Source organism: Amycolatopsis lexingtonensis (genome assembly GCF_014873755.1).
Classification (GTDB): Bacteria; Actinomycetota; Actinomycetes; order Mycobacteriales; family Pseudonocardiaceae; genus Amycolatopsis; species Amycolatopsis lexingtonensis.
Window position 1 is genome coordinate 8861612 of record NZ_JADBEG010000001.1, and the last position, 12245, is coordinate 8873856.

At 70.3% G+C, this 12245-nt stretch carries 13 protein-coding genes; 6 read left to right on the plus strand and 7 right to left on the minus strand.

The genetic code is table 11. The annotated features are described in order from the left end of the window. Genes H4696_RS41370 through H4696_RS41380 form a run of 3 tightly spaced genes read left to right on the plus strand, consistent with a single transcriptional unit; the run spans position 1 to position 3577 of the window. Complete coding sequence (locus H4696_RS41370) at positions 1-1986, plus strand: acetyl-CoA carboxylase biotin carboxylase subunit (protein WP_086862770.1); 1986 nt, start codon at positions 1-3, stop codon at positions 1984-1986. After that, complete coding sequence (locus H4696_RS41375) at positions 1983-3137, plus strand: acyl-CoA dehydrogenase family protein (protein ID WP_086862771.1); 1155 nt, start codon at positions 1983-1985, stop codon at positions 3135-3137. The genes H4696_RS41370 and H4696_RS41375 overlap by 4 nt, the downstream gene beginning before the upstream one ends. A 53-nt stretch (positions 3138-3190) precedes the next feature. Next, positions 3191-3577, plus strand: coding sequence for a hypothetical protein (locus H4696_RS41380; protein ID WP_086862772.1), 387 nt, complete (start codon positions 3191-3193; stop codon positions 3575-3577). Positions 3578-3580: 3 nt separating this feature from the next. Here the strand turns inward: H4696_RS41380 and H4696_RS41385 are convergent, their stop codons facing one another. Genes H4696_RS41385 through H4696_RS41395 form a run of 3 tightly spaced genes read right to left on the minus strand, consistent with a single transcriptional unit; the run spans position 3581 to position 5805 of the window. After that, positions 3581-4924: a hypothetical protein gene (locus tag H4696_RS41385; RefSeq protein ID WP_086862773.1), complete on the minus strand. Its 1344-nt coding sequence runs from the start codon at positions 4922-4924 to the stop codon at positions 3581-3583. Beyond that, positions 4921-5256: a hypothetical protein gene (locus H4696_RS41390; RefSeq protein ID WP_086862774.1), complete on the minus strand. Its 336-nt coding sequence runs from the start codon at positions 5254-5256 to the stop codon at positions 4921-4923. Before H4696_RS41390 ends, H4696_RS41385 begins: the two co-directional genes overlap by 4 nt. Before the next feature lie 15 nt (positions 5257-5271). Beyond that, a complete protein-coding gene (locus H4696_RS41395; protein ID WP_225955953.1) occupies positions 5272-5805 on the minus strand; it encodes a YbaB/EbfC family nucleoid-associated protein in 534 nt (177 codons plus the stop codon). A gap of 149 nt (positions 5806-5954) precedes the next feature. On the opposite strand from H4696_RS41395, the gene H4696_RS41400 reads away from it, so the two are divergent. From H4696_RS41400 to H4696_RS41410, 3 genes are all read left to right on the plus strand, one after another. Further along, entirely contained in the window at positions 5955-6467 is a 513-nt protein-coding gene (locus tag H4696_RS41400; protein WP_086862776.1) for a GNAT family N-acetyltransferase, read from the plus strand. A gap of 59 nt (positions 6468-6526) precedes the next feature. Beyond that, positions 6527-7372, plus strand: coding sequence for an SDR family oxidoreductase (locus H4696_RS41405; RefSeq protein ID WP_086862777.1), 846 nt, complete (start codon positions 6527-6529; stop codon positions 7370-7372). Positions 7373-7483: 111 nt separating this feature from the next. Further along, a complete protein-coding gene (locus H4696_RS41410; protein WP_192782810.1) occupies positions 7484-8545 on the plus strand; it encodes an alpha/beta hydrolase in 1062 nt (353 codons plus the stop codon). Here H4696_RS41410 and H4696_RS41415 read toward each other — a convergent pair. Genes H4696_RS41415 through H4696_RS41430 form a run of 4 tightly spaced genes read right to left on the minus strand, consistent with a single transcriptional unit; the run spans position 8534 to position 12213 of the window. Next, positions 8534-9406: an N-acetylmuramoyl-L-alanine amidase gene (locus H4696_RS41415; RefSeq protein ID WP_192782811.1), complete on the minus strand. Its 873-nt coding sequence runs from the start codon at positions 9404-9406 to the stop codon at positions 8534-8536. The genes H4696_RS41410 and H4696_RS41415 overlap by 12 nt on opposite strands. A 3-nt stretch (positions 9407-9409) precedes the next feature. Further along, entirely contained in the window at positions 9410-9643 is a 234-nt protein-coding gene (locus tag H4696_RS41420) for a hypothetical protein (protein WP_086858621.1), read from the minus strand. Positions 9644-9690: 47 nt separating this feature from the next. Beyond that, positions 9691-10896 carry an acyl-CoA dehydrogenase family protein gene (locus H4696_RS41425; RefSeq protein WP_086858620.1) on the minus strand — a complete coding sequence of 402 codons (1206 nt, stop codon included), beginning with the start codon at positions 10894-10896 and terminating at the stop codon, positions 9691-9693. A gap of 21 nt (positions 10897-10917) precedes the next feature. Further along, the gene (locus tag H4696_RS41430) at positions 10918-12213 is read right to left on the minus strand and encodes an acyl-CoA dehydrogenase family protein (RefSeq protein ID WP_086858619.1); all 1296 of its coding nucleotides are present in this window, start codon (positions 12211-12213) and stop codon (positions 10918-10920) included. Between the last annotated feature and the right edge of the window lie 32 nt (positions 12214-12245).

The following is a 12245-nucleotide window of genomic DNA, read 5'->3' on the forward strand; positions in this document are numbered from 1 at the left end:
ATGTTCGACTCAGTACTGGTCGCGAACCGGGGCGAGATCGCGGTCCGCGTCATCCGCACGCTGCGGGCGCTCGGCATCCGCGCGGTCGCGGTGTACAGCGACGCGGACGCCGAGGCCCGGCACGTCCGCGAGGCGCACACCGCGGTCCGCATCGGGCCCGCCGAGGCGGCGAAGAGCTACTTGTCGATTCCCGCCATCGTGGACGCCGCCGTTTCGTCCGGGGCGCAGGCCGTGCACCCGGGGTACGGCTTCCTGGCGGAGAACGCCGAGTTCGCGCGTGCCTGCGAGGCCGCCGGTCTCGTGTTCATCGGCCCGCCGGTCGCCGCGATCGACGCCATGGGCGACAAGATCCGCGCCAAGGCCACGGTGTCGAAGGCCGGGGTCCCGGTCGTGCCCGGCGCGTCCGATGTGGACATCCCAGAAGGCGGCTTCGCGGAGGCCGCCGCGAAGGTCGGCTACCCGCTGCTGCTCAAGCCGTCCGCCGGGGGCGGGGGCAAGGGCATGCGGCTGGTGCACGAAGAGTCCGAACTGGACGCCGCCATCGAGTCGGCGCGGCGCGAGGCCAAGGGTTCCTTCGGCGACGACACCCTGTTGATGGAGCGGTTCGTCACCACGCCGCGGCACATCGAGATCCAGGTGATGGCCGACCGGCACGGCAACGTCATCCACCTCGGCGAGCGCGAGTGCAGCCTGCAGCGGCGGCATCAGAAGATCATCGAGGAAGCGCCGTCGGTGCTGCTGGATCCCGCGACGCGCGAAAAGATGGGCTCCGCGGCCGCCGAGGCCGCGCGGTCGGTCGGGTACGTCGGCGCGGGCACGGTCGAGTTCATCATGTCGGCGCACAACCCGGACGAGTTCTTCTTCATGGAGATGAACACCCGGCTGCAGGTGGAGCACCCGGTCACCGAGCTGGTCACCGGCCTCGACCTGGTCGAGTGGCAGGTCCGGGTCGCGGCCGGGGAACACCTGACCGTCAAGCAGGAAGACGTCGTCCTCAACGGACACGCCGTCGAAGCGCGGGTGTACGCCGAGGACCCGGCGCGCGGGTTCATCCCGACCGGCGGCACGGTGCTGGCGGTGCACGAGCCGTCCGGCGACGGCGTCCGCGTCGACTCGTGGATGACGCGCGGCGCGGTGATCGGCTCGAACTACGACCCGATGCTGGCCAAGGTCATCGCGTGGGGCCCGGACCGCGCGGCGGCGCTGCACCGGCTCGACCTGGCGCTGGCGGACACGGCACTGCTGGGCGTCGGCACGAACACGGCGTTCCTGCGCGGACTGCTGGCGGACGCCGACGTCCGCGCCGGCAAGCTCGACACCGAGCTGGTCGACCGTCGGCTGTCCACTTTGGTCTCTTCGGACGTGCCCGCGGAGTTCTTCGTCGCGGCCGCCATGGACCGGTTCCTGGAACTGCAGCCGTCGGGCCCGGTCGTGGACCCGTGGGACGTGCCGGACGGCTGGCGGATGGGCGGCTCCGGCGGGGTGACGTTCCGGCTGAAGTCCGGTGCCGCCCGCGCGGTGGTCCGGGTGCAGGGCACGCCGGCCGCGGCGACGGTGTTCGTCGACGACGCCGAGCCGGTCGAGGTCTCGGCCCGGCGCGACGGCGACGTCCTGGAGATCCGGCACGACGGCGGCTTCCACCGCTACCGCCAGGCCTGCGGTCCGGACCGGACGGTCTGGCTGGCCCGCGACGGCCTGAGCTTTCCCTTCGGGGAGCAGGAGTTCGTGCTCTCGTCCCGCGGCGAGGCCGCCGGGGCCGGGCCGGTCACCAGCCCGATGCCGGGCACGGTGCTCGTCGTGAAGGTCGCCGCCGGCGACGTCGTGAAGGCCGGGACGCCGCTGCTGGTCGTCGAAGCGATGAAGATGGAGCACACGGTCACCGCGCCGGTCGACGGCGTGGTCAGCGAACTCCCCGTCCGGGCCGGCCAGCAGGTCGCGCTGGACGAAACCCTTGCCGTAGTGACGCCCCAAGAGGAGCAGCAGTGATCGACTTCCGCCTGGACGAGGAGTACGAGGCCCTCCGCAAGACCGTCGAGGACTTCGCGCACGCCGAAGTCGCGCCGGTGATCGGCGAGCTGTACGAGAAGGAAGAGTTTCCGTACGCGATCGTCGCGAAGATGGCCGAGATGGGCCTGTTCGGCCTGCCGTTCCCGGAGGAGTTCGGCGGGATGGGCGGGGACTACTTCGCGCTGTGCCTGGCCTTGGAGGAGCTGGCCCGGGTCGATTCGTCGGTGGCGATCACCCTGGAGGCCGGGGTTTCGCTGGGCGCGATGCCGATCTTCCGGTTCGGGACGCAGGAGCAGAAGGAGAAGTGGCTCCCCGATCTCTGCGCCGGCACGGCGTTGGGCGGCTTCGGCCTGACCGAGCCGGGTGGCGGTTCGGACGCGGGCGCGACCCGCACGCGCGCCACCCTGGACGGTGACGAGTGGGTCATCAACGGCAGCAAGGCGTTCATCACGAACTCCGGCACGGACATCACGCGGCTGGTGACGGTCACGGCGGTGACGGACGTGATGGAGAACGGCCGCAAGGAGATCTCGGCGATCATCGTCCCGTCGGGCACGCCGGGCTTCGAAGTGGCGCCGAAGTACTCGAAGGTCGGCTGGAACTGCTCCGACACGCACGAACTGTCCTTTTCGGACGTCCGGGTGTCGGTCGAGAACCTGGTCGGCACCCGTGGCCGCGGGTACGCGCAGTTCCTGTCCATCCTGGACGAAGGCCGAGTCGCGATCGCCGCGCTGTCGGTGGGTCTGGCGCAGGGGTGCGTGGACGAGTGCCTGAAGTACGTGAAGGACCGGGTCGCGTTCGGCAGGCGGATCGGGGAGTACCAGGCGATCCAGTTCAAGATCGCGGACATGGAGGTCCGCACGCACACCGCGCGCCTGGCGTACTACCAGGCGGCGTCGAAGATGCTGCGCGGCGAGCCGTTCAAGAAGGAGGCGTCGATCGCGAAGCTGGTCGCGTCGAACGCGGCGATGGACAACGCGCGCGACGCGACCCAGATCTTCGGCGGGTACGGCTTCATGAACGAGTTCCCGGTCAGCCGCTTCTACCGCGACGCCAAGATCCTCGAGATCGGTGAGGGGACGAGCGAGGTGCAGAAGATGCTGATCTCCCGGCACCTCGGCGTCGCCTGACGTAACGCGCGGGTCGTCGCCGGCGAAGTCCCCCACGGGAGCGAGGGGGTCCGGTGAAACGGTTCGCGGTGATCGTGGCGGTTCTGTGCCTTGCGGCGGGGTGCTCGCCCGCCGCGCCGGTCGACGACGGCTCGGAGTTCGACGAGCCGTCGCCGCCGGTCACCACGGTCACCCTGCCCTCACCCAGCCCCACGCCGACGGCTTTCCCGGCCGGCTACCCGAAGGTCGTGGCCGTGGCGTCGCTCCCGCCGCGGCTGCGGGACAAGTACCGGGCCGACGGCGCCGCCGAAGCCGTCCAGGTCGCGCCCGGTGTGTGGACGCCGGTGCAAGCTGCCGCGGCCGTCGTCGAACCCCGCGTGCTCGACGGCTACTGCGCCTCCGTCAAAGCGTTCGAACAGCGGTACCGGGCCGGCCTCGAGTACCCCGGTACCTGCTGGTGACCGCTACTGCTGTGGCTGCTGCTGTTGCTCCTTCTTGTCTTCCTCGGCCCACGCGGCTTCCGCCTGCATCTGGATGTCGGTGAGGCCGCGGTCGACCTGAACGATGTCCTTGCCGGCCCAGCCCACGAAGTTCTTCGAGCTCTTGGCGTCGGAGAGGGCCTTCAGCATCGGGTAGTAGTCCGGGTGCTTGGCCTTCAGCCAGTCGTCGACGAACTTCATCTTCTTGTAGCTGTCGCCGAACTTGGTCTTCAGCCAGTCCTCGTGCTTCTTGATGGTCGAGATGTCGTGGTCGCTCAGGTGCGACTTCGGCGGCGTCGGCTTCGGCGGCTCCGGTGGCTTCGGCAGCGGCCTCGAGAAGTTGGGCGTGGTGCCGTCGCCCGGGGGCCGCGTGCTCGGTGTGGCCCCACCGCCCGGGCCGTCGTGCGTGATCGCCGTGCCCGGCGGTGGTAGCGGCCGGGAGAAGTTGGGGGTCGTGCCGTCGCCCGGCGGCCGGGTGCTGGGCGTGGCGCCGCCACCCGGGCGGTCGTGCGTGATCGCCGTGCCCGGCGGCGGCATCGGCGTCATCTCGTGCCCCGCGCTCGAGGAGGAGCCCGGCTTCCCCTTGACCAGCTTCGAGAGCCCGGTGAGCCGGGCCAGCGTGCGGCCGGCGTAGGCGACGACCTTGGCGAGCTTCGCCATCATCGCCGCGACCTGCACCGAGACGGTCGCGACGCACTTGGTCACGCCGACGGCGATCGACGCGCCGAAGGTCGGGATGGCGAGCGCGAGCGCGATCAGCATCGTGGAGATGATGTCGCCGAGGATCGTGGTGATGATGTCGCGCAGCAGCGAGCGGACCGCGCCGATCAGCGCCCCGGTGGTCTCGACCATGTAGCCGGCGACGTCGGCCGCCTTGGCGTTGGCGTCGATCCAGCCCTTCCGGTCGTTGATCGACTTGAGGAAGCTGTCGTACCCCTTGCCCTGCCACTGGGTGATCGTCGACTTGAGGGTCTCGTCGAGCTCGGTGCCGGTGTTGCGCAGCGACTCGCCGATCTTGTGCAGCTCGTTGGCGACCTTCGTGACTTCGGACGGGTTGCCCGCCACCTGGTCGAGCGGCCACTTCAGGAACGAGACGTGCTCGATCAGCCAGCCCAGCCCGGCCGCGATCAGCTTCGCCAGCGGGTCCATGGCGAACGCGACGGTGTCGAGCACGGCGCTGATGACGTTGATGCCCAGCTCGACGCTGACGGCCGCGAGGTCACCGCCGTGCTCGGTCTGGACCTTGCCGATCGAGTCGCCGACCTGCTTCCAGCTGTCGAAGACGCCCGCGCCCGTGGTGGAGTTCGCGGACGTGATGGGGACGGTCACTTGCCCAGCTCCGTTTCGAAGGTGCTCAAACCCTGCGCCGTGTTGGTGTCGTGGGTCGCGTACGTCTCGGCGGCCTTCTTCACGTCGGCCGCGGACTTGCCGATGTCGCCGACGAGGTTGTTGATCTCGCCGGTGATCGCCGCCATCGTGATCCGCGAAGGCACGGCGAGGACCTGGGCGAGCAGGATGCCGAACGCGGCGTTGTCGAACCCGTTCGCGGCCTGCATCCGGTTCGCGGCCTCCTGCACCGCCGGCTGCGTGGTGCCCGACAGGAACTGGCTGAACTTCTGCAGCTCGGCCGGGTCGACCGAGAAACCTTCTCCGGTAACCACCGGTTCTCCTCCGTACTACCAGGGGTTGCTTTCGCCGTCGTCCTCGTCCGGCGCGGGCCGGGGACGACGGCGTGGCGGACCTTGCTGAGGCGGCGCCGGCGGTGGCGGGCGGTGCGGCGGCCGCGGCGGGCGGTCGTCGGCCTCCTGCTCGGGCATGAACACGTCGCTCTTGCCCGGGGGCGGTCCCTCGTCCGGCTCGGGGGCGGGCAGGAACTCGTCCAGCAGTTCGCGGGCGGCCGAGCTTTCGCCGACCATGCCCTCGAACGCACTGGCGACCTGGGCCGAAACCTTCTGCTGCGCCTTGCCGATCAGCTGCAGCACCAAGCCGGACAAGGCTTGCGGCGGCCGTTCGTACGCGCGGGGGCCGAACCGGAGGTCCTGCAGCACGCCGCTGGGGCCGACGGTCACCGAGACCGCCCCGTCCGGCGACTGCACGCTGGCGGTGGCGGACCGCAGCGTTTCCTGTGCTGTCGCGGCTTTTGCCCGGATTTCTTCGAGTTCGACGGTGAACGCGGCCAACGGATCGCCCGGGGGCACTGACTGAGTCAATTGGTCCTCGTCGCGCGAGAGAGGTGGGGAACGGACGAAGTCAATCAGCGCTCTTTGAAGCTCGGATGACACGAAGCGAGCCGCCGGCTTAACGCGGTGTGGATCGGCGAAGTCGGCCCGCGCGTACCCGGTGTGCGGTAAACAGGGGCATGGACAACACCGTCATCCGATCGGGCGATTCCGGGGACGTCGACATCCTGCTGGGTTTCTTCGACGAAGCCGTCGAATGGCTGGTCGCGCGAGGCAGCTCGAAGCAGTGGGGAACCGAGCCGTGGAGCCGCGTCCCGAAGCGCGTCCAACGCGTCAAGGGCATGGCCGCCGACCCCGGGCTGCGCATCGCGGTGGTCGACGGCGAACCGGCCGGTGCGCTGATCGTCTCCGAGGAGCGCGACCCGCACGTGCCCGCGGTTAACGAGCGTGAACTGTACGTCCGGCTGCTGATCGCGTCCCGGCGGTTCACCGGGCGGCGCGTCGGCGGACGGCTCATCGAGTACGCGCTCGACGAGGCGCGGCGGCGCGGCATCGACCTCGTGCGCGTCGACTGCTGGGCCGGCGGCGACGGCGCCTTACAACGTTATTACGAGAGTCAGGGCTTCAAGCCGACCGAGCGGTTCCACGTCGAGGAGTGGGTCGGGCAGGTTCTCGAGCAACGCGTGGGGTAGCGCGATCGCGGGCCAGGGGTGACACTGTTGACGCCGTGCCAACAGACGAAGGAGTCGCCATGGCCGAGGAGCTCGCGGGCAAGGTCGTCGTCATCACCGGCGGCGGGCAGGGGATCGGCGCGGCGACCGCGTCGGCGCTGTCCCGCCTGGGCGCGAAGGTGGTGATCGGAGACCTCGACCAGGTCAGGGCCGAAAAGACCGCCGGCGAGCTCGACGCCGAGGCGCTCCCGCTGGACGTCACCGACATCGCCGGCTTCACCGAGTTCCTCGACGAGGTCGAGCGCCGCCACGGCCGCATCGACGTGCTGATCAACAACGCCGGGATCATGCCGCTCGGCGAACTCGAGACCGAAAGCGACGCGACGACCCGGCGGCAGCTCGAGATCAACCTGCACGCGGTCATCCACGGCACGCGCGAAGCGATGAAGCGGATGCGCCCGCGTCGGTCCGGGCACATCGTCAACGTCGCTTCCTTCGCGGGCAAGGCGGGTTTCCCGGGCGCGGCGACGTACTGCGCGACGAAGCACGCCGTCGTCGGGTTGTCCGAGGCGGTGCACCTGGAACTGCACGGGTCCGGCGTGCACGTCTCGTGCGTGATGCCCGCGATCGTGCGGACGGAACTCGCGAGCGGCCTCGGCGAAGCGAAGCTGTTCAAGTCCTCGCGGCCGGAAGATGTGGCCGACGCCATCGTATCCACGCTGCGCAAGCCTCGTTTCGAGGTCTTCGTGCCCCGGTCCGTGGGAACTATGGGGAAGCTCACCCGGCTGCTCCCGCGGCGAGCCGGCGAAGCGATCGCCCGTGCGTTGAAAGCGGACCAGCTTTTGGCTTCAGCGGCCCATTCCCCGGCTCGCGCGGAGTACGAGGCGCGCGCCGCCGAGAGTGCCCCCGGAGCGTCCCAGGAGTAACTCGGACGGCCTAGCGACTGTCCGATTTGGACGTGGGCGGTGTTGAGTCCACCGGCCTGACCGGGCAAGATTGACCGGAAGTGCCCGGGACGTCGCAGGAGGCTCGAGGAAATGGTTTCACCGCCCGCACGGCTGGCCGCCGCCGCGTCGAACGTGGTCGGCAAGGTGCTGCACGGCGGTGTCGCCGACCTGCGCCCGATGCCGCGGGTGCTGGTCGACCAGGGCCCCAACCGTTCGCTGTACCGGATGACGCACAGCAGCCGTCCGGTGTCCGGGCCGCCGGTCCTGCTGGTGCCCCCGCTGGCCGCGCCGGCGATCTGCTTCGACCTGCGCCGCGGCTGCAGCCTGATCGAGCACCTGGTCGAGGGCGGCCGCAACGCCTACCTCGTCGACTACGGCATGGTGGCGTTTTCGGACCGGCGCCTGGGCATCGAGCACTGGATCGACGAGGTGCTGCCGCGCGCGATCCGCAAGGTGAGCCAGGATGCGGGTGGCCAGGACGTCCACCTGGTGTCGTGGTCGCTCGGCGGTATCTTCTCGCTGCTGGTGAACGCCGACCAGCCGGACCTCCCGATCGCGTCGATCACGGCGATCGGCTCCCCGGTCGACTTCACGGCGATCCCGATCGTGGCGCCGTTCCGCCCGCTGGTCGACCTGACGAACGGCCACCTGCTGACCCCGATCTACCGCGCGTTCGGCGGCGCACCGTCCTATTTGGTCAGCCGCGTGTTCCGCGCGACGGGCATCAGCAAGGAGATCACTAAGCCGATCGCGATCCTGAAGAACCTCGACGACCGCGACTACCTCGCGCAGATCGAGGCGGTCGACCACTTCATGAGCAACATGTACGCCTACCCCGGGCGCACGTTCGGGCAGCTGTACCACCGGCTGTTCCGCACGAACGACCTGGCCGAGGGCAAGGTCGACCTCAACGGGCGCATCATCTCGCTGTCGTCGGTGCGCGTGCCGACGCTGGTGGTGGCGGGCGAGAACGACACGATCGCGCCGCGCCCGTCGGTGGAGCGGGTGGTGGAGCTGCTGGACGGCGCCCCGGAGGTCCGCTTCAAGACCGCGCCGGGCGGCCACCTCGGGGTCTTGACCGGCCGCAAGGCGCGCGGCACGACGTGGCGCTACCTGGACGAATTCCTCGACGACCAGGCGTCAGCCGACTAGGTCGATCTCGAACGGCTCGGCCGCGCTGTACCGGACGTCCGCCCACACCGCGCCGGGCACGCCGTAGCGCCGGTGCGTCGTCAGCTTCGGGTCGTAGCCCGGCAGCTGGCGCGGGTTGTAGCCGATGCCGGTCCGGTCGGAGCCCCACGCGAAGATGTCGGGCACCCACAGGGGTTTCGCGGAACCGTCGCCCGCCAGCCGCGGCCGGACGACGATCGCCGCGCCCGCGCTGCCGGACAGGAAGACGCGAACGGTGTGCTCGCCGTCGTCGGGCGGGGTGACGGTGATGCGTTCGAGGATTTCGACTTCCGCGCCGGATGTTCCGGCGCCGGCCGGGTTGGCGGCGCGCTCGCGCAGCCACCCGGTGTCGATGCCGACCGGGTCGATCTTGCGGCCGGCGGGCAGGCAGACGTCCTTGTGCCCGGCGTACCGCTCGACCCCGCGCGACATGTACCGCAGCAGCGCGGCGACGAGCTTCGGGTAGGCGTCCCGCTGCGCGTCCGTCCAGCCACCGGCACCGGCGGACTCCGCTTCGATACCGAGGAATTCGTCGTTGATGTCGAGGAAGTCGAGCCAGCGCGACGCACCGGCGTGGTAAGCGCACCCGGCGGCGACGACGTAGACGGTCCCGCCGCGCCCGAGCCCGAGGTTGCACAACGGCCCGGCGAGATCGGCACGCCCGTTGGTGACGATGTCGAGCGAGGGGTAGTCCCCGGGCGCGGAATCGGCGGTGGCGGTGTGGTGCCCGACGACGCCTTCGACGACGCGCATGCCGCCGTGCCCGCGGGTCTGCCAGCCGGGCACCTCGACCACGGGATAACCGGTGCTGCGAGCGGCGTCGACGAGCCAGGGAACGTACACCGCTCAGCCCTCCGCGACGTCGTCGTAGGCACCGGCTTCGGCTTCGGTGTCGGGCGCGTGGGGATCCGCGATCCGCCCGGCGAGCGAGGCACGGGCTTCGTCGACGTTCTTCGGGCCCTGCCGATCGGCGTCCCAGCCTTCGGCGTCCCATTCCTCGGGTGACTTGATGGGCGTTTCATCGCCGGGCCTGTGCACGACGGCGCCGGCGAGGAGCGTGGTCTCGATGTGTTCGGTCACGATCGGCCTCCGGCACCCGAGGGTACCGGAGACCGACCGCCGGTGACCTACTTCAGTTCGGCGCTGGACTTGCCGAGGATCCGCCTCGCGACAATGAGCTGCTGAATCTGCTGTGTCCCCTCGAAAATGTCGAGGATCTTGGCGTCCCGGGCCCACTTTTCGAGCAAAGACTCTTCGCCGTACGCGCCGGTCAGCTCGACGCACTTCAGCGCGATCTCCACCACCGAACGCCCGGCCTTCGCCTTCGCCATCGAAGCCTGCAGCGAATTCGGTTTCCGGTTGTCCGCCATCCACGCGGATTCCAGCGTCAGCAGGTACGCCGACTCGTAATCCGCTTCCAGGCGGAGGAATTCCGCCGCCGCGGCGTGCTGGGTGTTCGCGGGCCGGTCGTAGTCGATCGCAACGCCGGCCTTGGTCAGGATCTCGCGGGTCTCGTCCAGTGCCGCCCGCGCCACCCCGATCGCCATCGCCGCGACCAGGGGGCGCGTGTTGTCGAACGTCTGCATGACGCCCGCGAAGCCCTTGGCCGTGTCGATTTCCGGGCTGCCCAGCAGGTTTTCCGCCGGGACGCGGCAGTTCTCGAAGCGCAGCACCGCGGTGTCGGAAGCGCGGATGCCGAGCTTGTGCTCGACGCGCACCACCTCGAAGCCCGGCGTGCCCTTCTCCACCACGAACGACTTGATCGCCGCGCGGCCCTTGGACTTGTCCAGCGTCGCCCAGACGACCACCGCGTCCGCGCGCTCGCCCGACGTCACGAAGATCTTCTCGCCGTTGAGCACGTAGTGGTCGCCGTCGAGGCGGGCCGTCGTGCTGACCGCCGCGGAGTCCGAACCGAACGCCGGCTCGGTGATCGCCATCGCCGCCCACATGCCGGAGAAGCGCTCCAGCTGCTCGTCCGTCGCGACCGAGCCGATCGCCGCGTTGCCGAGGCCCTGGCGGGGCATCGACAGCAGCAGGCCGACGTCGCCCCAGCACATCTCGATCGTGCCGAGGACGACGTTCAGGTTGGCGCCGTTGCGGTTGCCCTTCTCCTCCTTGTCGGAGCCGGAACGGCGGACGCCCGCCGCGCCCGCGCCGCCCTCGCCGGAGGAGTTGAGGCCGTCGAGCAGCGCCGCGAACATGTCCAGCTCGGCCGGGTAGGTGTGCTCCGCGCGGTCGTACTTGCGCGAGATCGGCCGGAACACCTCGGCCGCGGCCTGGTACGCCTGGTTGATCAGGGCGCCGGCCTTCTTGGGAGCTTCCAAGTTAATCATCGTTAACGCCTTTCGCGAAGCTTAGAGAAGGACGGCGCCTTCCATGACGCCGATGGCACGCAGGTCGCGGTACCAGCGCTCGACCGGGTGCTCCTTGACGAAGCCGTGCCCGCCGAGCAGCTGCACACCCGCGTTGCCGATCTGCATGCCCTTGTCCACCGCCAGCTTCCGCGCCAGCGCGACCTCGCGGGCGTAGGACTTGCCCTGCTCGGCCCGCGCGGCGGCGCGCAGCGTCACCAGGCGCAGGCCCTCCAGCTCGATCGCGATGTCGGCGACCGAGAACGCCACCGCCTGCCGGTGGCTGATCGGCTCGCCGAACGCCACCCGCTCGTTGACGTAGGGCACGACGTAGTCGAGGACGGCCTTCGCGGTGCCGGCGGCCAGCGCCGCCCAGCCCAGCCGCGAAAGCCGGACGAGGTCGGTGAAGACGTCGAGCTTGCCGCCGCCGAGCAGCGCGCCCGCGGGCAGCGACACCTTCTCCAGGTGCAGCTTGCCGGTCGCGGCGCCGCGCAGGCCCATCGCCGGCTCGGCCTCGATGGTCACGCCGGCGTTCGACGACTCGACCAGGAACAGCGCCGGGCCGCGGCCTTCGAGGTCGGCCGACACGATGAACAGCTCCGCCTGCGCCGCGCGCGGGACCAGCGACTTCACGCCGTCGAGCTGGTAGCCCTTCGGCGTGCGACGCGCCTTCGTCGCGGGCTTGAACGGGTCGTAGAGCGCTTTCTGCTCCTGCAGCGCCAGCGCCGCAGCAGGGACGTTCTCGCCGACGAACGCGGGCAGGTAGTCGGCCTGCTGCTGCTCGTCACCCCAGCTGACCAGCGCGGTGCTGACCGCGGACGGCGCGAGCACGGCCACGGCCAGGCCGAGGTCGCCGTGCGCGAGCGCCTCCGCGACGAGCGCGTTGGTCACCACCGAGCGTTCGGTGCCGACGCCGCCGAGCTCCTCGGGGATGCCGACCAGGCTGATGCCCAGCTCGGCGGCCCGGCTCAGCAGGCCCTCCGGCGCTTCGAGCTTGGCGTCGGCGTCCGCGGCGGCCGGCCGCAGCTGCTCGGCGGCGAACTCCGTCACCGTCTCGACGATGAGCTGCTGGTCCTCGCTCGGCGTGAGGTCGAACAGCCCCGTGTCGGCGGACGGCGCGAGCCGGGCGGGCTTGCCCAGCTTCTGCACCGACTTGAATGACCGGGTCGCCGCGCCGGCGACGCGGAAGCCGTTGCGAGTCCCCGCGGTGACCAGGTCCTCGAGGGGCTTGCGCAGCCCCGCGCGGTCGACGACCTTGCTCCCGGCCAGCCGGGTCAGCGCGGACAGGCCCCAGCCCATCGCGTCCCGTTTCCTTGGCGCAGCCATGTGGC

Excerpts from the sequence above, each read along its gene's own strand:
- H4696_RS41370 (WP_086862770.1), top strand. The coding sequence starts at position 1 with ATGTTCGACTCAGTACTGGTCGCGAACCGGGGCGAGATCGCGGTCCGC.
- H4696_RS41400 (WP_086862776.1), top strand. The coding sequence starts at position 5,955 with ATGGACAACACCGTCATCCGATCGGGCGATTCCGGGGACGTCGACATC.
- H4696_RS41405 (WP_086862777.1), top strand. The coding sequence starts at position 6,527 with ATGGCCGAGGAGCTCGCGGGCAAGGTCGTCGTCATCACCGGCGGCGGG.
- H4696_RS41410 (WP_192782810.1), top strand. The coding sequence starts at position 7,484 with ATGGTTTCACCGCCCGCACGGCTGGCCGCCGCCGCGTCGAACGTGGTC.
- H4696_RS41425 (WP_086858620.1), bottom strand. The coding sequence starts at position 10,896 with ATGATTAACTTGGAAGCTCCCAAGAAGGCCGGCGCCCTGATCAACCAG.
- H4696_RS41430 (WP_086858619.1), bottom strand. The coding sequence starts at position 12,213 with ATGGGCTGGGGCCTGTCCGCGCTGACCCGGCTGGCCGGGAGCAAGGTC.